Raw genomic sequence first — 22,252 nt, 5'->3', positions numbered from 1 at the left:
GCATCTACCCTTTGATTCCGCCGATCATGGTGCCTTGTACGAAATATTTTTGAATGAACGGATACACGCATAATATCGGTACCGTAGCAATCGTAATCATGGCGTATTTCAGCGTCTCTATATAGTCCGTGTTGCCTTCGCCCTGGACGTTCGAGCCGGCGATAATAATGTTGCGCAGCATGATTTGCAAGGGGTACATGCTCCGATCGTTCAAATAGATCAGCGCATCGAAAAACGAGTTCCATTGATTAACGGCGGTGAACAGACCAATGGAGACGAGTACCGGAAGCGAAAGCGGAAGTACAATCTTTAGGAACACCTGCATCGTGCCACAGCCATCAATGGTGGCCGCATCTTCAAGCTCTTCCGGCAATCCTTCGAAAAAGGTGCGCATGATGAACAGATACCAAGTGCTGACTAGCGACGGCAGCACGATCGCCCACATCGTATCAAGCAGTCCCAGTTTCTGTACAACAAGGAAGGTCGGGATCATCCCTCCTCCGAACATCAGCGTGAAGGCCGCCAGAAACAATATCAGCGGACGGCCAGGGAGCCCCTTTTTGGCAAGCGGATAAGCCATGGCAGATGTAACGGCGAGCGATAAGAAGGTTTGAACGGCGGTATAGCGAATCGTGTTCCAATAGCTGATCCATAGATCCGGATTGCCGAGGAGCCGTTCATAAGCAATCAAGTTGATCGCTTTGGGCCAGAGAACGACCCGCCCGCTCATGACCATGGCGTTATCACTGATGGAAGCGGAAAACACATATACGAGTGGATAGACCATGACGATAATGAGAATGGTCATGAGGAAGATATTTACAGCATCAAACAACTTCGAGCCGAAGCTTTCCTTGATTTTCATTTATCGGCCTCCTTCACCAGAGACTAGTGTCCGAAAATTTCTTGACGACACGGTTCGCTGAGACGACTAGCACGAATCCGATCACCGACTGGAACAAACCGACAGCCGTAGCGAAGCTGAAGTCGGCGGATAGGATGCCGCGGCGATAAATGTATGTGTTGAGGACATCCGCGGTTTCATAGGTCATCGGATTGTACAGCAAAATAATTTTTTGGAAGCCGGTTTCCATAAAGTGGCTAAGCGTCAGGACAAACAGGACGATCATTACCGGAATCATGCCGATGAAGGTCACATGACGCATTTGTTGAAACCGATTGGCGCCATCAATTTTAGCAGCCTCATACAACGTCGGATCGACGCCGGCAATAGCCGCCAAGTACAAGATGGTACCCCAGCCGATCGTCTGCCAAATTTCCGAGCCTACGTAGATCGTACGGAACCAACCTGGCTCGCCGAGAAACATAATTCGCCCGAAGCCGAGCCAGTCGAGGATATGATTGACGATTCCGGTCTGCTGCGACAAAAAGGTAACCATAATGCCGGCGATCACGACGGTAGATAAAAAGTGAGGCATGTAGCTGACGCTCTGCACGAACCATTTGAACTTCCGGCTTCGGATTTCATGGAACAGCAAAGCAAGGATGATTGGTGCCGGAAAACGAAATATCAGGTCGTATACATTGAGCATGACCGTATTCCGGACCAGCTTCCAGGCATCCGGCGTGTTGAGGAAAAAATCAATAAAATGCTGCAGGCCGACAAACTTGCTGCCCAGGATACCACGGCCGATCGAGAAATTCTGAAACGCGATGATCACCCCGTACATCGGCGCGTACTTGAAGAGGATGTAATACAGGATGCCAGGCAGCATCAGCAAATATAACGTTTTGTATTTCTTCAGCTTGAATCGGAGAGAAGTGCCCTTTCCACTTTGATCTCGGGCTGGTATTTGTGCGTTCGCGGCGTCGCTTCGATCCAATGACAACGGTTTCACCTCCTTTGGCAGGCGTTTGAACGCCAGCCGAATCTTGGCTCTGACTATATGTGGTGGCACGCCGCGGGTAAAGCACCATGTTTTCGGGATGTCTCCATTTTTACAAACCGCATAACAACGCCACTCGCATGATAAGCAGGTGAAAAAAATGAGACTTCGAAAAAAAGAAGACTCATGATTGATGGATCGTGCGATATTTAGCCGGGGTAATTCCTTCGTAACGACGAAAATTACGGATGAATGAATTCCTTCCCCAATAGCCAATTTGTCCGGCAATATCGTCGATCTTCATATCCGTTTCGAGCAAAAATTGCTTCGCTTTGGAAATCCTGTACTTGGCGATGTATTCCACATACTTCTCACCCACCTCTTCCTTGAACATGCGGCTGAAATGCCCGGCGGACATGTTCATTTGCTCCGCGAAATGCTCAATGGAGAGCTCTTCGTTATAATGGGCCCGAATATAGTCCAATATTTCAGCAAACTGTTGTTTCCGATCCGGAGCTACGGTCGTCCGGAACAGTACGCCGTGTATTTCCCGGAACGTTCGTCTCATTTCTTCCCAGGTTACACAGCGGTTGATGGAGGCAAACAACTCGGAATAGACCGAGATGTCAAAATCGTTTTGCTCACTTTCGATGGCCCTGGCCCAAGTATTCAGCACATCGGTGCCCAAGTTCTTCATCTGATCTGCGTTCGCATTACTTCGCATTCCTGCGTCCAGCAAGTCGAACACGGACTGAAGCAAGTTTTTGTAATCGCCAGCTTTGTACCTATTGAAGATCCGGTTCACTTCTTGAGCAGACAAGAAACTATCCCCTGACGATCGCTCCTTCCATACCCTTTGTTCGCTGCAAATCTCGGCACCAGGGTGCAAGCTCTTATAATGGAGCATCGAATGCGCATGGTTATAAGACTCATGGAGAGCGGCGACGGAATGGATTGTTTCCCCGATCCCAATGGAAGCCTTGTAATAAGGATGTTCCAGGAGCAGCTTTATAACATTCGCTGTTTCCATGGGGTCGCAAAGCTGATTCTCCTCGTGATGCAACACACAGGACAATTGTTCGGAACGTGTTTGACATACCCAAATCATCGCCGGGGACAGCTTGCGAATCTTCTCCTTTAGCTCGGCCAGCGTAAATGATTTGGACGTTTCAGACAGCTGTTCCGCGAATGGCGAATAGTATTGGATATCAATGCAGAGGACGGTTGCGGCTGATACCGGCTTGTACGGGAAGGCAATTTCTTTTGCGTAATATTCGATGGACAAGCTGTCGCGGTATTGACCAAACAACACTCGAACAATAAATTGCTCCTGAACGATCGGGAACATGCCGTTTACGGTCTGTGTCAGCTCTTTGTTCTTAGAGATTAGCAAATGCGAAAACCGTTTTATCGTATCGAACTCGTTGCCGCTGTGGGAGCCGGGTGCGTCGTCCAGATGCGGATGCTGCGATTCCAGCCCCGTTTTAATTTCGCGAATCGGGTTGTACAATTTTCGGCTCAAATAATAAGAAACCAAGCCGCCTACGATGATAAACATGCCAAGCAGTACGAACGTCATCGTGCGGATCGTGCTTGCCGGCTTCATTAGGGTGGGCAGATCGATCATGCTTACGTAATACCAAGTATCGTTGAACCGGGATTTGGTAAATGATAGCGCTTTCCTATTCTCGTTTAAAAATAAAGTCTGTTCCGGATTCATACGGATCATCGCTGCAAATGAATCAGGCTGTAGCTCGGACGATCCGTTCGAGATCAGGACAGAGCCGGACGAGTTGACCAGCATCGTATCCGTTACCCACTTCTCCTGAATGCCCAATCGCCCGCGAAGCTTATCTAGATCAAGATTCACGACCAAATAGACTTCGGGATTGCTATTGTTGAATGGATAGCTCATCAGCATGGCGGTGTTCGAATGGGTTGAGACAATGTCCCGAGTGAACGGCGGCCTTTCAAATACGGTATGCGGTTTGGTAAAAACCATCGATTTCTTGCCAGTAAAATTGGCAAAGTACGATGGCATATCCGTATCTTTAATCAGATACTGTTCCCGGAAATACTCGTCTTTGTTGTTGTATGTATTGCCGTCGATGACAAGATCTTCGCTCGCAAAGTACAGGAACGATTTGTACACCAGATCTTCCGAATCCAGTTTATTCATTTGTTGCATGAGCGAGTGAATCCATTCATAGTGCTGCGTGAGGTCGGCCGGACCGCCGGACGTTCCGGGAAAGTTCTTGAGGCTTGCAGTTGACAGCATGTTCACCATATCACGTTCGAGAGAGGCGAAGGTGTCATCGGTTTGCTCCGAGAAATGCTGCATGATGGTATTGTTCAATCTTTCCGCATCATGCTCAATCAACCGGACGACAAAAAAATTGGTCAGTACGGCGGCTACGATGACTGGGATGAGAATCAGTGCGAAGTAGTTAGCGAATAACCGACAAAACAGCACTGTGCGATACGTTTGCCAGAAACGGTTCACCATGACAACCCTCCAATAAAATTTCATAAATACAAATTAATTACAAAATATTATTTCATCCCTATCTTAAACTATTTTCACTAAATTTGTACTTGTTTACTTTGCAAAATATCACCGCTTCTGCCTGAAAGGCAGCCGGACCTCGCTTTTGGGTTACATGGCCATGAGTGCAACAAAAAAAAGACTGGAGCATATGCCCCAGTCTATGATGGATCAACAAGTGTGTAAGCTAAGCTCCGGTACCCAGCTTATTCACTGTTTAGAAAAATACAAAATTGCCGGCAACACCACATGATCAACAATCTCTTCCAATTTCTGATCCGACACCAATCCATTTTCAAGCATAAACGTATAACGAATTTGCTCAAAAAGAATTAGTTTGGTCGCTTTAGGTGGGAATTTTGTGATTTCTCCCCGTTGTACGGCCCGTTGAAGAACGTAATCCATCATCTTAATATTGGCACCCGTTGCTTTGGCCAACATCTGGCCTGTCCGTTCTCGCTCCTGCTGGTTAATCATCTCGGAAAACAGCATTTTAAACAATCTAAACGGTCCATTGTTGGACTCCAGAATAAAATACTGACCAACATATACTAAACTATCACGGAGACTGCCTCTGTCAAAATCCAAATTGTTGAGTTCCTCTTCCGATTGTTGCATCCGTTGTTGGACAGCTGCAAACACTAAATCAAACGGGGTATCCCAATAACGATAAACCACCGAACGACTGGTGTTCGCCTCACGAGCAATACGCGAAAAATTAATCGCACTGTACCCTTCCGTCTCCAGCAGACGATACGTAACTGCATAAATATCATTTTGTAATTGGTCGCCGCGGCGGCGGCTTTTATTTGATTCGATCATCATTCTTTCTCTCCTTGTACGTTCATTATATATCAAACTGTATCTTAAATGAATAAGATTCACACATGTATCTAATTGACTTTTTAAGATACAATAATGTATCCTAATTATAAAATAAGATACAATGATGTATTTAAAGGAGAGGTCATCATGAAAGCTATTGTTTTAGGAGGATCGCACGGAGGTATTGAAGCGGTTGAAGCGTTACGATTGATGTACCCGAAAGCGAACGTTCAATGGTATGACAAAGGAGACTTCTCCTCCATTCCGGCCAAGGATCTTGAATCCATTCAACAACAAGGAGTAACCGTCTTCGGCAACACTGAAATAACTAAAGTAGAACCTGGCAAACACCAAGTGGAAATATTCAATCATGCGACAGGGGAAACGCGAACGGAGGGTTATGACAAAATCATTTTAAGTCCAGGTGCAAAGCCATTTATTCTTCCTGTCCCTGGACATCATTTAAAAAACATCGGTACGATGAGCAGTCGACAAGATATATTCAATATGAGAAAACATGCTGCAGATCCAGATATTAAAACCGTTGTTATTGTTGGTGCAGGGTACATTGGGACCGGAGCAGCTTCCTTATTTGCCGAGTCAGGGAAAAAGGTTACGTTAATGGACATCAACGATCGTCCTTTAAGCTCCTACTTAGATCAAGAATTTACGGATGTACTTGAAAAAGAAATGAAAGATCGCGATGTCGAATTGGCACTGGGCAACTCGATCATCGAATTTGTCGGTGATGAAAATAATAAAGTCATCAAGGTTGTAACTAAAAAAGGCACCTATTCAGCTGACCTGGTCATCTTGTCTGCTGGCAATCGTCCCAACACGGAATGGTTGCGAGGAGCAGTGGAATTATTGCCGGATGGCAGAATTAAAACAGATGAATACATGCGTACAAGTGATCCCGATATTTTCGCCATTGGGGATGCAACAACGGTTTGGTACAATCCCGGTAAAATGCGGATGAATGTTTCATTAGGAACCAACGCGCGTCGTCAAGCACATTATGCAGTGAAAAACTTATTCGAAGCCATTCATCCGCTTCCTGGTGTACAAGGCTCTTCAGGTGCGCATATTTTCGATTATTATTTCGCTACAGCGGGTTTGAATGATAAAACGGCAAAAAAGCTTGGCATTGAAATAAAATCCGTTTACTTGGAACAAGAGACGTCCCTGTTTTCTCCGGAGACAAACGTTATGTTCAAACTGGTTTACGATCCAACAACTTTAGAGATTTTAGGGGGACAAATCATGTCTAAAGTTGATTTGACTGCTAATATCAATACGGTCTCCCTTGCGATTCAAACCGGATGCACATTAGAACAATTGGCATATGCCGACTTCTTCTTTCAGCCAGAATTAAACACACCATGGAATGTAATAAATACGGCAGGATTAAAAGCATTGCTACAAGAGAATTTAATATAACAGGCTTTCATTTCGCATACGAGGATGTAGAAAGGGCTTTTCCTACCTCAGGAAAAAGCCCTGAAACTCACGAGACCATTGCATCTCCTGATGAAGGATGTCCCCATAGAAACGGCAATTCAAGCCGATATCAGCCGCCTACATATATGAGAATGCTGCCTCTTTGTTGCCTTATGGATTTGTATCACTGATCGTCGTCAGAAAACCGTTTTTCCCGGCAGTTTCAATGAACTTATCAATCGATTGAAATGCTGGGTAGGTAAACGAATACCATTGTTTTTCAGTCGCATCATATAACATAACACTGGGATTGCCCTCGGAATGAGATAAAGTATAGAGATAAAATTGTTTCATGCTGTTCCCTTTTTGATCCAAAAAATCAAACTTTCCACTCATGTAATAATCCCCCCTTGTAAGCTCTATAACACTCGAAGTGTAACTGGCAGGGGGATTCGACTTACTTCCTTTGTTGTCAAAAATATGATAAATCGCTTCGATATAGGCACTCCCATTAATTTCTTTTACTATGCTGCCCATTGTATAGTTAACTTCGTACTGCAATGCTTTGACTTTCACTCCATCTAGAACAAATGGGGCAGGTTCAACAGATACTGTCGAATTTCTGAATCCGACGCTGCAGTTAAACGTTTCTGCAATAAAGCGAAGCGGAACCATGATGCGATCATTCTTGATATATGGGGTTGCATCGAGTAGCGCAGGTTTACCATTTTTCATCGCCGTACGGCTCTTCAATTTTAAGATTACCAGCATATCACTTTTGGCGAGCGTAACTTCCGAACCCGACCAGGTGACCTTGGCTCCCAAATTTTCACTGATGAAACGCAAAGGCACCATCGTTCGATTGTTCTTCATTTCGGGCTTCACAGCGGAGGCAATAGTAATTCCTTCAACTTTTATTTGCATATCTGCCGCGTATGCAGGTGAAGAGATAGATAAAATGAATGCAGCGAAAATTCCTGTTAGAACCTTTTTCATAATATTATATTCCTTTCTTGGCATATTTTAGTGAACTAATATTATGACGAGAAGTGTGAAGTAATGTTGCGCTAAACTGCCCGTGATCTTTATAAATAAAAGGAGCTGCCGCCGGCAAACCGCTCCTAGCCAAGATCAAATTATCTGCGGAAGTAGTGCCCCTCATGAATGTCCTCAATAAGGGATGGATGTACGGGACGCCACCCCAGGCGCTCTTGAGTTAATGCGCTTGATACAGGATTGTCCACCGACGCGAAGGCTCCTAGCCATCCGAAATGTGAACCCGCCTTGTCCACGTCAATGCTATCTATCTTGAGGTTCAGATGTTGGCCGATGGTGACGGCGATTTCTCGAAATGGCACTCCCTCATCTCTCACCGCATGGAGTCGCGACCCTGCCGGGGCTTTCTCCAATGCAAGCTTAAACAATTGAGCCGCATCTAGGCGATGCACAGCCGGCCAGCGGTTGGTCCCCTCGCCCACATAGGCGGAGATACCTTTATCACGAGCCGTGCGAATCAGAAGCGGTAATAAGCCGTTCTTATCACCGCCAGAATCATGTACAAGCGGAGGAAGACGAACAACTGAGGAGCGGACTCCCCGTTTTGCCAATGCCAGTGTAGCGATCTCCGACGGAACCCGTCCGCTTCCTAAGGAGTTAGGATCGGGTGCATGCTCTTCTGTTGCCAGTCCACCCGGTGAGAGGCTCATAGTTGGAATAGCGACGACTAGTGGACAGTCGCGGCCCGAAAGCGCAGTACCGAATGTCTCAATGGCGCGTCTGTCAGCCTCTGCAGCAGCCTTCGTGAACCTCAAAGACGCACGGCGGGGATTGCCCCCGAGCAAAATTCGAAGGCGTGTCCGGAGACTGGCATGCGAGAACTTATGGAAAAAGGCCAAGTGAATAACACCATCAGCCTCTGCAGCTCCTCTATGCAAGCATTCGATATCCTCTATTGAACCCATTTGCACCTTTGCACCTATAGCAGTGAGCCTCCTGCCAGCCTCTTTGGAACGAACCAGACCGACTACATGATGGTTAGCATCTATTAGTTTACGAACAACCTCTGCTCCGATGAAGCCGGCAGCCCCCGTAACAAAAACATGCATGTAAAATCCTCCTCAAATTTTTAAACAGATTTCTTGAACCTCGCTTTAACCATAGTATAGGAGTTTGTTCATCCCGGAGTTTGCCTTATTCGCTTAAGTTTTTGCTTGATTCAACGAAATCTGCTCTCCAGAAAAGACAAAACCCGCTAAGCCTTATGGCCGCGGGTATATATGGAAAAAAGCGATGATGCCTCCCGATCCGTTCAAATACTGTGTTTATTTGCGCCATTTGGCGATATCTCTGCTTGGAGGACTTCCAAAGAAGCTGCTGTAATCCCGGCTGAATTGGGAATCGCTCACATATCCCACAGCCCGGGCCGCAGTCGTCGCATCCAATTTATTGGATAACATCCGGCGTCTTGCTTCTTGAAGGCGCAGAGCTTTCTGGTATTGTATGGGGCTCATTGCCGTAACCGACTTAAAATGCTCACGAAACGATGACTCGCTCATATGGACCATCTCTGCCAAATCTGCGATTTTTAATGGCTGGGAGTAGTTGGCCTGCAGCCAGTCAATTGCTTTCACAATCCGCTGCACACCGGAATCTGCAAAAACCGTCTCGGCAACGTTAACGCCGATGGGGCTGCGGAGAAGCCGGATGTAAATCTCGTCCATGACGAGCGGCGCAAGCAATTTTTCATCACCCGGATGGGATAGACAGTCTACAAGTCTTACCACGGCATTCATAATGGCCAAATCAGCATCAACCACGTAACCCGCACTACGATTGCGGACTTTAGGCAACCCCTGCGGAAATACTTTCGGAACCAAATCAGCGAGCCTTTGTGGATCAAGGTACAGTCCTACTCCCAAGAACGGTTCGGCAGGGCTGGCTTGTATGGTTTTCATCGCAACCGGTAAGGCAACGGGAGCAATAAAAATACGAGACCCGCCATACTCATGTACCTCCTGCCCCACGGTTAAGATTTTTTTTCCTTGCGCGGCAATGCCGACGGCAGGCGAGTAGATGGTATGTAAGTAATCCGCTGCTTCTACATGTGAGTAACGAATGACATACAGCCCAGGGATCCGCACATCATAGGTCCCGTCATGCGAAGTATGAGCGTAAATCAGACTTGCCAGTCGGGCCGTTTCCGCATCAAGTGATCTCTGGGCATTATCGGATACTCGTATAATCTCGTGATTTTCCAGCATTTTTTCGAAAGCACCTCCTTCTTAACTTTTCATATCGAACGATGTGGCGGACTCCTCTGCCCCCCATTTCCGTTGCTTCTTCAAGTTATTTTTCTCAATTCTTTTTTGCTGGCAATTATGGTTGAAGAATTCTTTATTTATAAAGACTTGCAACAAGATTGTTTAGTTCAGCTGTGGTTTCTATATCTGTTGGATCTAGATTTAATTTTATGAAGATATTTCTTATCTTTTCAGCCTTACCTATTACTATTTCTTTCTTGTCTCCATTTATCATTGCTTTGTATAAACCATCAAGTCCTACATCTATCAAATCGTTAGTGGCTTCATAAGACGAGGGTTTAGATACAGCTGAAGCGGCAGCTACTGTACCTACATAACTTTCATAATTAGTGTTGTTTCCACCGGTAAAATCCCTACTAAAACATGCAGCTGATTCACCTAACTGATATTTAAATTCCATATCAATCATGTTTTGTTTGTATTTTAAAATCTCTTTATTGTTCATTTGTAAATTCATAGAATATATTAGAAAAACTACCAGAATAATAACTACAACTGCTAATACAGTTATAATATTTTTAGATTTATTCATTTCAGGCTCCTCTACTTATGCTCTATTCAGCTTTCGGTTAACGTCTAATTCACGATCTTCGTAAATAATCCATTTGTAGGGTATTCGTGAAAAACATTGAACTCCCCTGCCCGTTAATTGAGGAAAAGGCAGCCGGCTTTTGGACAACATTATTGCTGGGCAAAGACACATATGCGGTAGCAACCGCAAAATTGGGTGACATGCTTAACGACATTGAAAATTGGAAAGAAACGACGGTGAGTACCGATTTCGAGGAATAAGAGGGGAGATTATGGCCGCAGGCTTCTCTAAATAACGATGCAAGTTCATGTCCCTAGCTGAGGGCAAGAACTTGCATCGTTAAAACAAAAAAAGCCGCGGATCCCGCGACTTCTTATGTGTGTGCGTTCTTGTCCTCCGACATTATAAAACTCCCACATCGAAAGCCCCCCGCGCTTAGGATAATGATGTTATCCTTTACTTTCTTTTGCAGGTGATCCCTTTGGCAAATATTTTTCCAGCTTTGATCTTGTTGCTGGTAGAGGCATGTAAATCATCACTCTCATATCAGGATCATTGGGGATTTGCAGGGTAATATGATCAAACTCAAGCAGCCCCATGAAGGGATGCTCCACTTCTTTAAATCCTTCAAGAGAGCCGGGCGTTTCATGCTGCAGCCATAGCCGGTCAAATTCAGGACTTATTCGTTTAAGATCTTCTATTAATTCGGCAAACGACGAATCCTCAACGTAGCGGGCGGATGCCGTGTGGAACTCCGCAATCATTCCCGTAGCCTTTTGATCGAAATTTTTGAAGCGCCTCTTCCATACCGGGTCCGTGAAATACCGCCAGATTAAATTGAATTCATGAGGCGGTGCTGCCGAGGAAATAGAGAAAACCTCATTTGCAGCATCATTCCAGGCCACAAAATCCCAACGTCTTCCCAGAATATATACAGGATTCGGAGTAAGGTCATCCAGCATCCTTTGAAATGCTGACCCGATACTTTCTTTATGAGGAGACAAGTAAGGAGGCAGTGATTCTCCTGCAAGAAAAAAAAGATGGCGTCGTTCATTGGGATTAAGCTTTAGAGCCGCAGCTAGGCTTTCCAACACTTGTACTGACGGACGGACATCACGTCCCTGCTCCAGCCACATATACCAGGATGTGCCGATATTCGACAGCTGTGCGACCTCTTCCCTGCGCAATCCGGCTGTCCGGCGGCGCGACCCAGTCGGCAATCCCAAATCCTCTGGAGAAAGGCTTGACCTCTGTTTACGCAAAAAATCACCAAGAGCCAAGCGGCGCTCGCGATCGTTCATCTCAATCCCTCCTAACCTATTACTCGGAAACCTATGATTAAGCAACCTCTCGTTAAAAGTGTATTAGAAAATTATACTCAATCGTAGAAATCGCTTCAACTCAGTTTGAAACGATTTCAAACCATTACCGACTTTAAAGGAGACAGGCCATGCAATCAATAACACAGCACAAAAATTACAATTCTCAGGGAATGCTGATCAATAAAGTAGCTCTGGTTACAGGGGCCAGCCGCGGCATCGGAGCAGCGGCAGCCAAACTCTTCGCCGAAGAAGGAGCAGCGGTTACTCTCGTCGCAAGAACAGAAGCAGCTCTACGCTCTGGAGTTGAGGAAATTATCGCGAAAGGCGGTAAAGCCGATTACATTGTAGCCGATCTAGCCGATTCCGCCAGCATCGAACGGGCGGTTCAAACGACCGTTGAGCGTCACGGTCGCCTGGATATAGCATTCAATAATGCTGGAATTGGGGCTTCCCTTTCGCCCTTAACAGAGGTCTCAGAAGAGGATTTCGACCTTCTTCAAGCTGTAAATTACAAAGGAATCTGGGTGGCAATGAAAGCGGAAATCAAGGCAATGCTCGATACTGCAGGTACCGGTGCCATTGTCAATAACAGCAGCGTCGGCAGCTTCAGAGGTAATCCCGGGTTGTCTGTCTACGGAGCCGCCAAACGGGCTGTTAATAGTCTGACCGAGACGGCTGCCATTGAATACGGGCCTTCGGGTATCCGCGTAAACGCTATTGCACCTGGCACCACCATGACCGAGATGATCGAGGGGTTAGTTGCACAAGTTCCAGATATTATTGAAAAAAGCAGCTCTGTGACGCCTCTTAGGCGTCCTGCCGATCCTCATGAGATCGCACAAGCAGCTGCCTGGTTATTGAGCGATCGCGCTTCTTACGTGACAGGCGTCGTTCTACGGGTGGACGGCGGAGCAAGAGCGTAGTCCCTAACGGAGAGAGTATCCCATAGGGTCCATTGACCCGGGGATACTCCTTCCGCATGTTATGAAACGCTCCGACAATTGCTGTCGTCCCTAAACTACAATGGAATTTCAGCCATCCCACGGCTGAGTACATTACATTTCCTGTTAATTGAACAAAGGGTGAAGCAGTGGCCCGCCAGCAAACTGCTCCAAGATCATTAAAATATCGCACCTCAGTAAAGTTAGTGCAATGAAGGCAGCAGGTCAATTGACCTGCTGCCTTTCTTGTAATGATTGAGCTATCGTTCCCCGTTAGCTTATTAAACGATGTTAATGTCATAAAACGCTATAAAGCACAAATTGTGAGGTCAAAGATTAATTGATGGGGAGGGCCTTCCAGTACTTCCACGCTTTTAGATAGCTTTCTAAATCATGCGGATGGAATTGAATACAGATACCAATACGGCAATAAAGTTGAAAGATAACTTCTTCAATAAGCCTTGATCTCTCCAAAGGTTCATGATTCAGCAAATTGAATGCAGGCAATATGGTCTCTAGGTTTAAATCTTCTGGAGAAGAACAAAAAGCATACGTAAAATCGTATAACAAAGGGCCAATCATTGGCGAAGGGTCGATAACACCAACTAGTGAGCTTTCATGAAATACAAAATTATGGACACCAGTATCTCCATGGAGTAAAAATTTTGCTTCATTCTCCGCACTTTTGGATATTCTTTCAAAAATGGATTCCAATCTATAATAATCCTCAATTGGTAAAAGGCTTCCCCAATTATTCCTCGTATCTTCTAAACTCCGAATGTTCCATTCACGCCAGGATTGAACCGGTGACCCCAGTCTTCCCCACTTATCTGTATGTAGACGTTTTTCGTAATGATTGAAGAGTTCTCTCACCAAAGTTGTCAACCAATTGATTTTCAAACCGTTGGCATTATGAGTTGTACCCTCAATGTATGAATATACGATATACTCTTTTGCTGGATCAGTATAGAGAATTTTAGGCAAAAGATTAATGTGCCGATGTGTATTAAGAAATTGTTCCGCCAAGATAATTTGGTTCGAGTGATCTATTTTTAAAACGTATTTCGATTCGCTGTGCTCTGAAAGAATATAAACCCGCCCATCTGTAGAACCAGACTTATTTTTAGTTGCAATAACAGTGTTATCCATTAAGCCTTTTTCATGAAGATCGTTGAGGATACTGTTTATATCTACTTGTTCAAACATTTAATTCCCCCTTAACAATCGATTAGGCGAATATGTGACTAAATAACTCTTGATAAAATTCCTTTTTTTATAACTTCATCTATAAAGATCGTATAGTTGACCTGGAGGAAGTTCAAGGTAAAGTTTTGTTTAAATCAACTAACCTGCCCGTTAGCTTAACTGTTATTTATGATACGGTTCCACGTGTTGCCTGTAAGGCAAGATTAAGGGCATCCTTTTTGGGGATTTAGCCCTCTCATTTCTCTCATTTTGTTGGACTATGTTCCCCGTTAACGAGCCACCAACAAAAATAACAGAGCATCTGAGATTACGCCTCAGATGCTCTGTACTCAGTATTATTTTATGACTGGTTCGATTTTATAAATCATCTGCACCAGTAGGTAGGTTTTTAATCGCTGCCTTTGGCTTCATGTACATTTTATTGAGTATGATCGTTTGCACGATAATGAATATACCGCCAACAGCCCAATATAGTGGTAACGCGGCGGGCATCCCAAAAGAAAATACACCCATCATGATCGGTGATAACAACCCGATAAAAGCCATTTGGTTATTTTGATTTTGCTGATACTGCACTGAAACAGATTGAGACACGCGAAACTGAACGTAATACACCGCAGCGGCAATAAACGGCAAAATCATATCTGTTTTCCCCAAGCTAAACCACAAAAAATCGTGAGCTGCAATCTCTGGGGTACGACGAATGGCGTAGTAAAATGCTAGGGTGATTGGCCATTGGAGAAGCATCGGTAAACACCCCATGTTTAAGGGAATAAATTGATGCTTCTGGTAGAGCTGCACCATCTCGGCTTGCTGTTGTTTTTTTGCATCCGCACTGACATCGTTCTTATACTTTTCCTTAAGTACAGTTAACTCCGGTTGGAGGACGGCCATCTTTTCTTTCATGTCCATTTGTTTCTTGGTTTGATTCATCATGAGTGGCATGATCGCAAGTCTGATGATGAAAGTCATCAGCACGATCGATAATCCGTAATTTCCGTGAAAGGCATTCGCGAAGAATTTGATCAAGATCGAAAATGGATAAATAAAAAAGTGGTTAAATATTCCTGATGAATCGGCATCAATCGAGTTTAAATGGGATGCTGTCGAACACCCGCTGAGCACAATGATCGGAATAACTCCTATCAACATGACGAGAATGGACTTAGCCCATTTTTGGAGCAACATAATCTTTTTCATCGTTGTCCTCCCTAATTGAAAGTATGGAATATCAATGTGGGGAAGGACTATTCTCGTCTTCATCAGGTGCTTCTCTTCGTCTGGCGATACGTACGATCCACCGCTGAATGCTGCTGGGTTGTGACAGTCTGACAGCCACAAACCAGGTTGAACCGGCTGCAGCAATTTCATGCCCCCAGTGTATCTTTTGTGAAGAAAAATAGGTGAATGGAAGTAACACTACGGAAGAGATGAGAGCAATCGAGAATGCCAATTGAACCAAGTCATAAAAATGCTCCAGTCAAGTTCACCTCCGCAAAAGCGATATGGTTTTTTTATAATAATTATACGTTAAAAAAAACTGTGTAGTTTCACTAACCTGCCCGTTAGCTTAATGCATGAAGCCAGTTTAGCTCTGTAACTCCGTTAGGTTGTAACCGTTGCCCTTTAACAGTCATAACAGCGAAAATTACGAAAGGAGTTGGAGCGGCCCTAACAGGCACGATCTTCATAGTCGAAAACAGTATCCAGGAAAATTTGCTCGTTTGGAGCTAAATGAACAAGTCGTTTGAGCTTTTCAGCAAAGTATTCTCGCCGGGTTCCAGTTATACTAAACGTATAAGTGTTGAAAAGTTTGTTAAGAAACATAGAGGATGGTTCCTTTGAACATCGGCCAAAGCACATCGTTAGCAGGCACCGTCCAAACGCCTTCTAATTATTCTACAGGTAAGCGCAGACGGGCATATCCGAAAGGATGATTATGAAATGGAAACTAGAGCAATCGCAGGAACAAGTAAGGCGGGGGCATCCACGACTATGAGATCAAGCAAAATGGTCAGGGTGCCTCATGAACTGGTAAAGTCTCCGAATAAAAAAGGGAGCTTGAAGCTGGATGGGATGTCCGTTATCGAATTCTGTTTTTACACACAAGGCATAAAAGGAAGCTTTTTTTTGCAGGATCATCTTTTGCTAATCGTCAAGTCGGGTGTCTATACCATTCGCTTCGGTGATCGAGAATACACGATACGGAGCAACGAAATGATGTTTATTCATAAATCAACTGGAGTCGAGTACGAGAAAACGGGTGAACCCGATTCCGATTATATTCTCGACTATACGATGTTTTTCCTGAACGAGAAGATCGTAGATGAATTCCTCAAGTTCGCCGGTTTAAGACCCATTTATCCCGTGAATGATGTTGTTCCGATAACCGTCTTTCCGATCAATGACCGCATTGGAAGCTATATTGAGTCGTTAAAACCCTTTTTCGAGAACTCTGACGAAGTCAAAGAAGGACTGGTTCGTGTGAAGCTGATGGAATTGCTGTTTCACATCGCCGATTCGAATGATCGTTTGCTGCATCAAATGATGCAACCCATAAGCAAGGAAAGAGGCAGCATTGCAAAAATCATGGAGGAGAACTTCATGAATCCCGTTTCCCTTAACGACCTGGCCTATTTGTCCGGCAGAAGCCTGCGGCGTTCAAAAGGGATTTTCAAGCAATATACAACACCTCCCCGCTCAAATGGGTTCGCAATCGAAGGCTGGATAAAGCCAAGGAACTGCTAGCGGAAACCGTGTTATCTGTTACGGATGTCTGTTTTTCGACCGGATTCGAAAATATCGCTCACTTTTCCAAAGTATTCAAGGAAAGATTCGGACTCCCACCCTCAGAGTTTAGACGGCAGCTGAGGTTGAAGGAGGATGCCTAAAGGGGCTAAAAAATGGCTGCACAGGCACTTGATTTGAAGATACCGTTTCGCGGACAGCGGAACGGTATTTTGTTATGTACAGAAACCAAAATGAGCTAAATAAACAAATAGAAATGAGCTTGTAGGCAAAGAAATTCATTCGTCTCCCTGATATTCTTATCTCATGCGGTAAACGTTTCACTAATACAGAAAGGTGTTGAAACCAATGAAAAAAGTAAAATTACAAAATGAAATGATTCCTCCGATCGCTCTTGGTACCTGGTCATGGGGGACCGGTCAAGGCGGCGGGGATGCTATTTTCGGGAATCATCTTACCGCGGAAGACTTAAAACCGGTTTTTGATGCGGCGATGAAAGCCGGACTCCATTTATGGGACACTGCGACGGTGTACGGAATGGGAGCCTCCGAAAGCATTCTGGGCGAGTTTACCAAAGGCCGCGACGATGTGCTGCTCTCAACGAAATTCACTCCGCAGCTTGGCGGGCCTGTTGAAGACCGCTTGAACAGCAGCCTGGATCGGCTCGGCGCAGACCAGACGGATATCTATTGGATCCACAATCCTCTTGATGTAAAAAGATGGACTCCAGAGCTGATTCCGCTCATGAAAAGCGGAAAAGTAAAATATGCAGGCGTCTCCAACCACACTCTGGAGGAAATCCAGCTAGCACAAAGTATTTTGGCTGAAGAAGGGCTGAAAATCTCTGCTGTACAAAATCATTACAGCTTACTGTACCGTTCGTCCGAAGAAGCCGGAATTATGGATTACTGCAACGAAAACAACATTGTGTTCTTCTCCTATATGGTATTGGAACAAGGCGCATTAACTGACAAATACAATGCGAAAAATCCTCTCCCCAGCGGCACCAGAAGAGGAGAGGCGTTTGATGAAGAGGTGCTTGCGAAACTGGAAGGCCTGATTCATGTTATGAAGGAAGTCGGCCATAAGCACAATGCGAATTCTGCACAAGTTGCCATCGCTTGGGCCATTGCAAAAGGAACCGTTCCGATCATCGGCGTTACGAGAACTTCCCAAATTGCTGATGCTGTAAAAGCCGCCGAAATCACGCTGACAGCACAGGAAGTCCATGATCTTGAAGCAGCGGCGAAAGAGACAGGAATAGTCATCAAAGGTGAATGGGAAAAGCCGATGCATTAATTACTATAATCCTTCTTGTGCCGGCCTTATCAGGCCCAAACGAAGGTTCTAGGGTCTCTCAGTTTACTTTCAGGATGATGTCCTTTAGTTCAATCAGCGTCTTGATTCGATAGCTGGCCTGTGAGAAGTCATGTGTTTTGGTGAAGTCGTTATGGACAATAGCACAGTCGATACCAGCCGCCACAGCTGAGTTCAACCCTCTGTTTGAATCCTCTACAACCAGGGTCTCTTCTTTGCTAGCCCCGAAGCGCTTTAGGCCGGTCAAGTATGGTTCAGGGTGCGGCTTGGTGTGCTCGTAGTCTTCCCGAACAAGGACGAATTCCATGAACTGTATAATCTGGCGCTTTTCATGAATAAGTTGAAAATCCGCACGTTTTGCAGTCGTCACGATAGCCATGCGGACGTACTTTGACAATTCGGCTAGAGTTTCAACGACACCTTCAATCTCTATGGCTTCTGTTCTAAGATATTCCTGATAATAGACGTTGCGGACCTCACGCTGCTTGCTGATGGTCTGTTCATCAATACCTGCCGCCCTAGCTTGGGACCAAGTGCCCAATGACTGGGTCATGTCGCGGAGGTACTGATCTTTATCCAAGGTAAATCCAATGTCAGCCAGAGCGCGTTCTCCCGCTTTGTAATACCAGAATTCAGTATCTACCAGAACACCATCATGATCGAAAAGTATGTACTTCTTCATTGTTTGGTTCTCCTTTGGCAGCTGTGGTAACCATTCGTGCCATCACGCGCTGTTGATCACTCCAAATAGACGGGGCCCAATATGTTACTGAAGAAATAAGTTATTAAATAATTCGGTTCTACAATGACTCTATCCTGCCCGTTAGTTGAATAAAGCCAGCCGATCAAAGTAATCGGCTGGCTTCTTGTTCATTATTGAACTATCGTCTCCGTTAGCGTAACATCTCTATAAATTTGAGCTTTACTCAACTTGGTCATCCCGGCGATCGCTCTACCCCATGCACAACCGGAAGGAGTCCGGCCTCAAGGCATACGTGCCACAGTGCTCAGTCCTGTTTACTGGCTGGCTCGGCCGCGTCAGCCGACCCGGCCTGCCCGCCGCCGAAGACCTCCTCGAGGAGCCTCTGCGTCGCCTTCTGGAACGCCACTGCCAGGGACATTGTGATGTCGTCCACATAGTTCAAGGAGGCGGTCAGGGTCTTGCTGCCGTCGGGCGTGCTGTACATCAATGCCGCGTAGCCCGAAATGCCGCCGTTGTGGGTGATGATGGTAATTTCGCCGTTCGGTCCGGCGTTCTGCACGAACACCCCCAGGCCATAGCCGATTTTGGGATACGGCTTGCACATCTCGGCCAGCAGCGGGGCCGGGAGGAGCTTGCCGCCCATCAGCGCGGAGATGAACGTGTGGAGATCCTGGGTGGTCGAGATCATGTCACCGCCGGTGGAGATCCAGGAGGGGTTCTGGCGGGTGACGTCGACCGTCTTCTGCTCGCCGGCCTCCTCGTACCGGTAGTAGGCGTGGGCGTGTGGTTCGGGGATCTCCGGCTGCGGTTCTGGTACCACAGTACCCGACAGCCCAAGCGGCCCCAGTATCAGCCGCTGCATCTCCTCGGCAAGCGAGCGGCCGGTGACCTTCTCGATCAGCAGCCTGGCCAGCACGTAGTTGGTGTTGGAATAGCTCCAGTCCGTTCCCGGCTCGAATCGCGCCGGCTTGGATAAAGCCAGCCGTACCAGCTCCTCCGGCCGGTAAGTCTTGAACCGGTTGTCTACCCACTCCTGGCCCTGCCAGGGGATCCCTGGAACGACCGTCCCGTCTTCGTAGTACTCGCCGGTGAAGTTGAACACCCCGCTGGTGTGTTGCAGCAGCATCCGCACTGTGATCCGCCGGTCCAGTCCGAACTCAGGCAGGTAGTCTACCGCCGGGTCGTCCAGCCCGATCCTGCCCTCGGCAACCAATTGCAGCACCACGGTCGCGGTGAAGGTCTTGGTGTTGCTGCCTATCCGGAAGTGCCCGTTTGTAGGCGGCTTCGCCTCCTCGCCCAACCTGCTCACCCCGGCGCTGCCGACCCACTCGCCCTGCTCATCGTTCACGCGCAGCTGCACCCCGAGGAAACCGGAATCGACGATCTCCTGGATAGCCTTCTGCAGCTCCGGTCGATCCTGCCCGGCAGCGATTCCTTTTTCCTTCATATTTTCTGACGAACTAAAATTTTCTGTTGTTTTCTTTTCCATTTCGTTTCCCTCACTTTACTTTTTTATCAGTCCAATTGGTTTAAACTACAAACTCTCTCCCGGCTTGGCGTTCTCCTTTATCAAAGGATCCGCTTGTGTTCTTTCACTATAGAAGGCTCCGAAACGTTACCTTTCAGCACTTGGAGCTGCTTGTTGGTTTTTTGCAGTCCTTTGTTTGAATGGTCTTGGTTTGCATCGGATCCCTTCCCTTAAATGACGGTGACTTTTGACAAATTGGCATCCATGCCTTTGAGAGCAGCAAATGTCAGTTTATCCATCGTCGCGCCGTCAAAGCAGATCGTTTTGATCATGCGATAGTACTTCTTCGTAAAGGTAAACCCCGGTTGGAAAGAAACATTATTTAATGTAGCGCCCCTGAACGAAGCGTTGCTTAAATCCGCTCTGTCAAACTTCACACCGATAAACGTCTGTCCGTCGAAACGCTGCCCGCTCAGATCGGAGTACTTGAAGTCAACCCCGTCAAACCAACAGCCCTCAAATATCGTTGTTTTCAGATCCGTTGTCGTTAACGTGACGTCGGTCATCCTTACGCCCGTGAATTTGACTCCGTTAAGATTCGCGCTGCTGAAGTTGGTTCGTACAAGAATCGACTTATTGAAGCTTGCATTGGTCAGGTCAAGCGCAGACAGGCTGCAGTCCGTCAGATTCGTGCCGTCAAAGTTGGCTTCGCGTACGTCGCTTCTATTAAACGTACTGCCGGTCAAATCCGAGCCCGAAAAGTCGGAACCGGCGAGCGCGCTGCCCTTAAACTGTCCTTTATGGGCCGTAACGCCCGCTAAGTCACTCTTCACCAGATTGCTTCCACTAAAGTTGGTCACGACTTGCTGTTCCAGCGAGCGGGTGGTCATTGTCAATTTCTGATTCATTACATTCACATCTCCTTATAATTAAGTTTTCTAACAAGCACTTTGAATCCGGATCACCTATTCATACCAACCGTTGGTATGAATAAGCTTAAAAATAAGCTGCCTCTCGGCAGTTTAGTTTTCTTTGCTGACTTCTCTAGCTGACATACGCAACAGTTCCTCGTACCGTTGAATCATTTGCTCATCGAACAGGTCAAGCCCCAGGCCTTTCAATATTTCATCGAAAAACTTTACCTTGCGCAACACTACCTCGGGCGAAGCTGGAATGATCGCCGGGTTTAGCCAAATGTTGGTGAGTACCATCAGCACTTCGCTAAGCTCCCTAGGATAGTCAGTTTGGATCGATCCGTCTCGCATACCCTGTTCGATAATGGGCTGGATATAGATGGGTACGGCTTTATCGATGATGTTCTCGATCAGTGCCGCCAGCATCTTCGGATTGCGCAAGAGGTTCGGTGCCACCGATGCCAATTCGTCTTGGGCGGGATTGTCGAGAGAGACGAGGGAAATCTTGCGAAGCTTTTCCCGTCCGTTCAGCTCCTTGTCGTCCCGGACACTGGACAGCATATCATCAACACCTTGGAACAAATGATCGGTGACAGCCTGCAGGATCTCCTCCTTCGACTTGAAGTGATGGTAAATTGCCCCTTTTGTCAGCCCGCCCAGCTCGTTGATGATATCCTGAACGGAAGTCTGCTCGTATCCCTTTTGAATGAATAGGTTAAGAGCCACGGTTAAGATCTGGTTGATTGTTTCTTCAGGATATTTATTCCTTGCCATACGTCTCCTCTTTTCATACATTCGGTTGGTATGTAACAAATATATCCGATCATCCTTTTAATGTCAACACCAAAAAAAAATCATTTGATAACTTATTTACAACTTTATTTTTTCGATCCAACATCATGCTTCGGTAGCGTTGTCGCATAGCCCTTTTGAGTCATATTCAGAAAAGGCCCGGTCAGCTATTATGGTAATGTAACGACATGCGTTATCCGGATATAAACTCTGCCTGGACCTAAGTCGGGGAAAATAACCGTCTTCGGATGGTTTTTCAATTTTTCTTTTCTTAGTACCCTTTAATTGGGAAAGTTAATAACAAATATTTACTTACTGATTAAAGGAGAGAG

The 22,252-nt window shown here is 46.1% G+C and carries 21 protein-coding genes; 6 read left to right on the top strand and 15 right to left on the bottom strand.

Annotated elements, in window-relative coordinates; translation table 11 throughout:
* Nucleotides 1-4: 4 nt before the first annotated feature.
* From K2F33_RS11165 to K2F33_RS11150, 4 genes are all read right to left on the bottom strand, one after another.
* Nucleotides 5-865, bottom strand: coding sequence for a carbohydrate ABC transporter permease (locus tag K2F33_RS11165; RefSeq protein ID WP_145141318.1), 861 nt, complete (start codon nucleotides 863-865; stop codon nucleotides 5-7).
* A 13-nt stretch (nucleotides 866-878) separates the two neighbouring features.
* Nucleotides 879-1,736: an ABC transporter permease gene (locus K2F33_RS11160; protein ID WP_263882338.1), complete on the bottom strand. Its 858-nt coding sequence runs from the start codon at nucleotides 1,734-1,736 to the stop codon at nucleotides 879-881.
* Between the two features lie 295 nt (nucleotides 1,737-2,031).
* Nucleotides 2,032-4,353, bottom strand: a complete 2,322-nt coding sequence (locus K2F33_RS11155) for a helix-turn-helix domain-containing protein (protein ID WP_263881672.1) — start codon at nucleotides 4,351-4,353, stop codon at nucleotides 2,032-2,034.
* Nucleotides 4,354-4,602: 249 nt separating this feature from the next.
* Nucleotides 4,603-5,217: a TetR/AcrR family transcriptional regulator gene (locus K2F33_RS11150; RefSeq protein ID WP_263881671.1), complete on the bottom strand. Its 615-nt coding sequence runs from the start codon at nucleotides 5,215-5,217 to the stop codon at nucleotides 4,603-4,605.
* A 147-nt stretch (nucleotides 5,218-5,364) separates the two neighbouring features.
* Here K2F33_RS11150 and K2F33_RS11145 point away from each other — a divergent pair, with 147 nt between their 5' ends.
* Nucleotides 5,365-6,657 carry an FAD-dependent oxidoreductase gene (locus K2F33_RS11145; RefSeq protein ID WP_263881670.1) on the top strand — a complete coding sequence of 431 codons (1,293 nt, stop codon included), beginning with the start codon at nucleotides 5,365-5,367 and terminating at the stop codon, nucleotides 6,655-6,657.
* A gap of 171 nt (nucleotides 6,658-6,828) precedes the next feature.
* Here the strand turns inward: K2F33_RS11145 and K2F33_RS11140 are convergent, their stop codons facing one another.
* From K2F33_RS11140 to K2F33_RS11125, 4 genes are all read right to left on the bottom strand, one after another.
* Complete coding sequence (locus tag K2F33_RS11140; protein ID WP_212985465.1) at nucleotides 6,829-7,653, bottom strand: copper amine oxidase N-terminal domain-containing protein; 825 nt, start codon at nucleotides 7,651-7,653, stop codon at nucleotides 6,829-6,831.
* A gap of 140 nt (nucleotides 7,654-7,793) precedes the next feature.
* Nucleotides 7,794-8,762 carry an SDR family oxidoreductase gene (locus K2F33_RS11135; RefSeq protein ID WP_263881669.1) on the bottom strand — a complete coding sequence of 323 codons (969 nt, stop codon included), beginning with the start codon at nucleotides 8,760-8,762 and terminating at the stop codon, nucleotides 7,794-7,796.
* A 216-nt stretch (nucleotides 8,763-8,978) separates the two neighbouring features.
* Nucleotides 8,979-9,917 (bottom strand): AraC family transcriptional regulator, encoded by a 939-nt coding sequence (locus K2F33_RS11130; protein ID WP_263881668.1) that lies wholly within the window; start codon nucleotides 9,915-9,917, stop codon nucleotides 8,979-8,981.
* Between the two features lie 133 nt (nucleotides 9,918-10,050).
* A complete protein-coding gene (locus tag K2F33_RS11125; RefSeq protein WP_263881667.1) occupies nucleotides 10,051-10,509 on the bottom strand; it encodes a hypothetical protein in 459 nt (152 codons plus the stop codon).
* Between the two features lie 86 nt (nucleotides 10,510-10,595).
* On the opposite strand from K2F33_RS11125, the gene K2F33_RS11120 reads away from it, so the two are divergent.
* Nucleotides 10,596-10,769, top strand: coding sequence for a hypothetical protein (locus K2F33_RS11120; RefSeq protein WP_167372965.1), 174 nt, complete (start codon nucleotides 10,596-10,598; stop codon nucleotides 10,767-10,769).
* Nucleotides 10,770-10,958: 189 nt separating this feature from the next.
* Here K2F33_RS11120 and K2F33_RS11115 read toward each other — a convergent pair whose 3' ends face one another.
* Nucleotides 10,959-11,810 carry a helix-turn-helix transcriptional regulator gene (locus K2F33_RS11115; protein WP_089548934.1) on the bottom strand — a complete coding sequence of 284 codons (852 nt, stop codon included), beginning with the start codon at nucleotides 11,808-11,810 and terminating at the stop codon, nucleotides 10,959-10,961.
* Between the two features lie 149 nt (nucleotides 11,811-11,959).
* Between K2F33_RS11115 and K2F33_RS11110 the strand changes: the two genes are divergently transcribed.
* Nucleotides 11,960-12,754 carry an SDR family NAD(P)-dependent oxidoreductase gene (locus tag K2F33_RS11110; protein ID WP_263881666.1) on the top strand — a complete coding sequence of 265 codons (795 nt, stop codon included), beginning with the start codon at nucleotides 11,960-11,962 and terminating at the stop codon, nucleotides 12,752-12,754.
* Nucleotides 12,755-13,108: 354 nt separating this feature from the next.
* Here the strand turns inward: K2F33_RS11110 and K2F33_RS11105 are convergent, their stop codons facing one another.
* Together K2F33_RS11105 and yidC are read right to left on the bottom strand one after the other, a co-directional pair.
* Nucleotides 13,109-13,978: an aminoglycoside phosphotransferase family protein gene (locus K2F33_RS11105; RefSeq protein WP_263881665.1), complete on the bottom strand. Its 870-nt coding sequence runs from the start codon at nucleotides 13,976-13,978 to the stop codon at nucleotides 13,109-13,111.
* Between the two features lie 357 nt (nucleotides 13,979-14,335).
* Nucleotides 14,336-15,349, bottom strand: a complete 1,014-nt coding sequence (yidC, locus tag K2F33_RS11100; RefSeq protein ID WP_263881664.1) for a membrane protein insertase YidC — start codon at nucleotides 15,347-15,349, stop codon at nucleotides 14,336-14,338.
* A gap of 573 nt (nucleotides 15,350-15,922) precedes the next feature.
* Between yidC and K2F33_RS11095 the strand changes: the two genes are divergently transcribed.
* The 3 genes from K2F33_RS11095 to K2F33_RS11085 all read left to right on the top strand — a co-directional run bounded on the left by K2F33_RS11095 (nucleotide 15,923) and on the right by K2F33_RS11085 (nucleotide 18,025).
* Nucleotides 15,923-16,726 (top strand): AraC family transcriptional regulator, encoded by an 804-nt coding sequence (locus K2F33_RS11095; RefSeq protein ID WP_263881663.1) that lies wholly within the window; start codon nucleotides 15,923-15,925, stop codon nucleotides 16,724-16,726.
* Complete coding sequence (locus tag K2F33_RS11090; RefSeq protein ID WP_263882337.1) at nucleotides 16,660-16,869, top strand: helix-turn-helix domain-containing protein; 210 nt, start codon at nucleotides 16,660-16,662, stop codon at nucleotides 16,867-16,869. The genes K2F33_RS11095 and K2F33_RS11090 overlap by 67 nt, the downstream gene beginning before the upstream one ends.
* 205 nt (nucleotides 16,870-17,074) lie before the next feature.
* On the top strand, nucleotides 17,075-18,025 hold the full coding sequence (locus tag K2F33_RS11085) for an aldo/keto reductase (RefSeq protein WP_263881662.1): 951 nt from the start codon (nucleotides 17,075-17,077) through the stop codon (nucleotides 18,023-18,025).
* Nucleotides 18,026-18,083: 58 nt separating this feature from the next.
* Here K2F33_RS11085 and K2F33_RS11080 read toward each other — a convergent pair whose 3' ends face one another.
* The 4 genes from K2F33_RS11080 to K2F33_RS11065 form a co-directional block, all read right to left on the bottom strand.
* On the bottom strand, nucleotides 18,084-18,725 hold the full coding sequence (locus K2F33_RS11080) for an HAD family hydrolase (RefSeq protein ID WP_263881661.1): 642 nt from the start codon (nucleotides 18,723-18,725) through the stop codon (nucleotides 18,084-18,086).
* A 325-nt stretch (nucleotides 18,726-19,050) separates the two neighbouring features.
* The gene (locus tag K2F33_RS11075) at nucleotides 19,051-20,235 is read right to left on the bottom strand and encodes a serine hydrolase domain-containing protein (RefSeq protein ID WP_263881660.1); all 1,185 of its coding nucleotides are present in this window, start codon (nucleotides 20,233-20,235) and stop codon (nucleotides 19,051-19,053) included.
* A gap of 209 nt (nucleotides 20,236-20,444) precedes the next feature.
* Nucleotides 20,445-21,122 (bottom strand): pentapeptide repeat-containing protein, encoded by a 678-nt coding sequence (locus K2F33_RS11070; RefSeq protein ID WP_263881659.1) that lies wholly within the window; start codon nucleotides 21,120-21,122, stop codon nucleotides 20,445-20,447.
* A 114-nt stretch (nucleotides 21,123-21,236) separates the two neighbouring features.
* Nucleotides 21,237-21,902 carry a TetR/AcrR family transcriptional regulator gene (locus tag K2F33_RS11065; RefSeq protein ID WP_089548946.1) on the bottom strand — a complete coding sequence of 222 codons (666 nt, stop codon included), beginning with the start codon at nucleotides 21,900-21,902 and terminating at the stop codon, nucleotides 21,237-21,239.
* Nucleotides 21,903-22,252: the final 350 nt, after the last annotated feature.

The organism is Paenibacillus sp. PSB04, assembly GCF_025809195.1.
In the GTDB taxonomy this organism is placed as follows: domain Bacteria; phylum Bacillota; class Bacilli; order Paenibacillales; family Paenibacillaceae; genus Paenibacillus_AQ; species Paenibacillus_AQ favisporus.
This window is presented reverse-complemented; position numbering and strand designations above follow the sequence as displayed.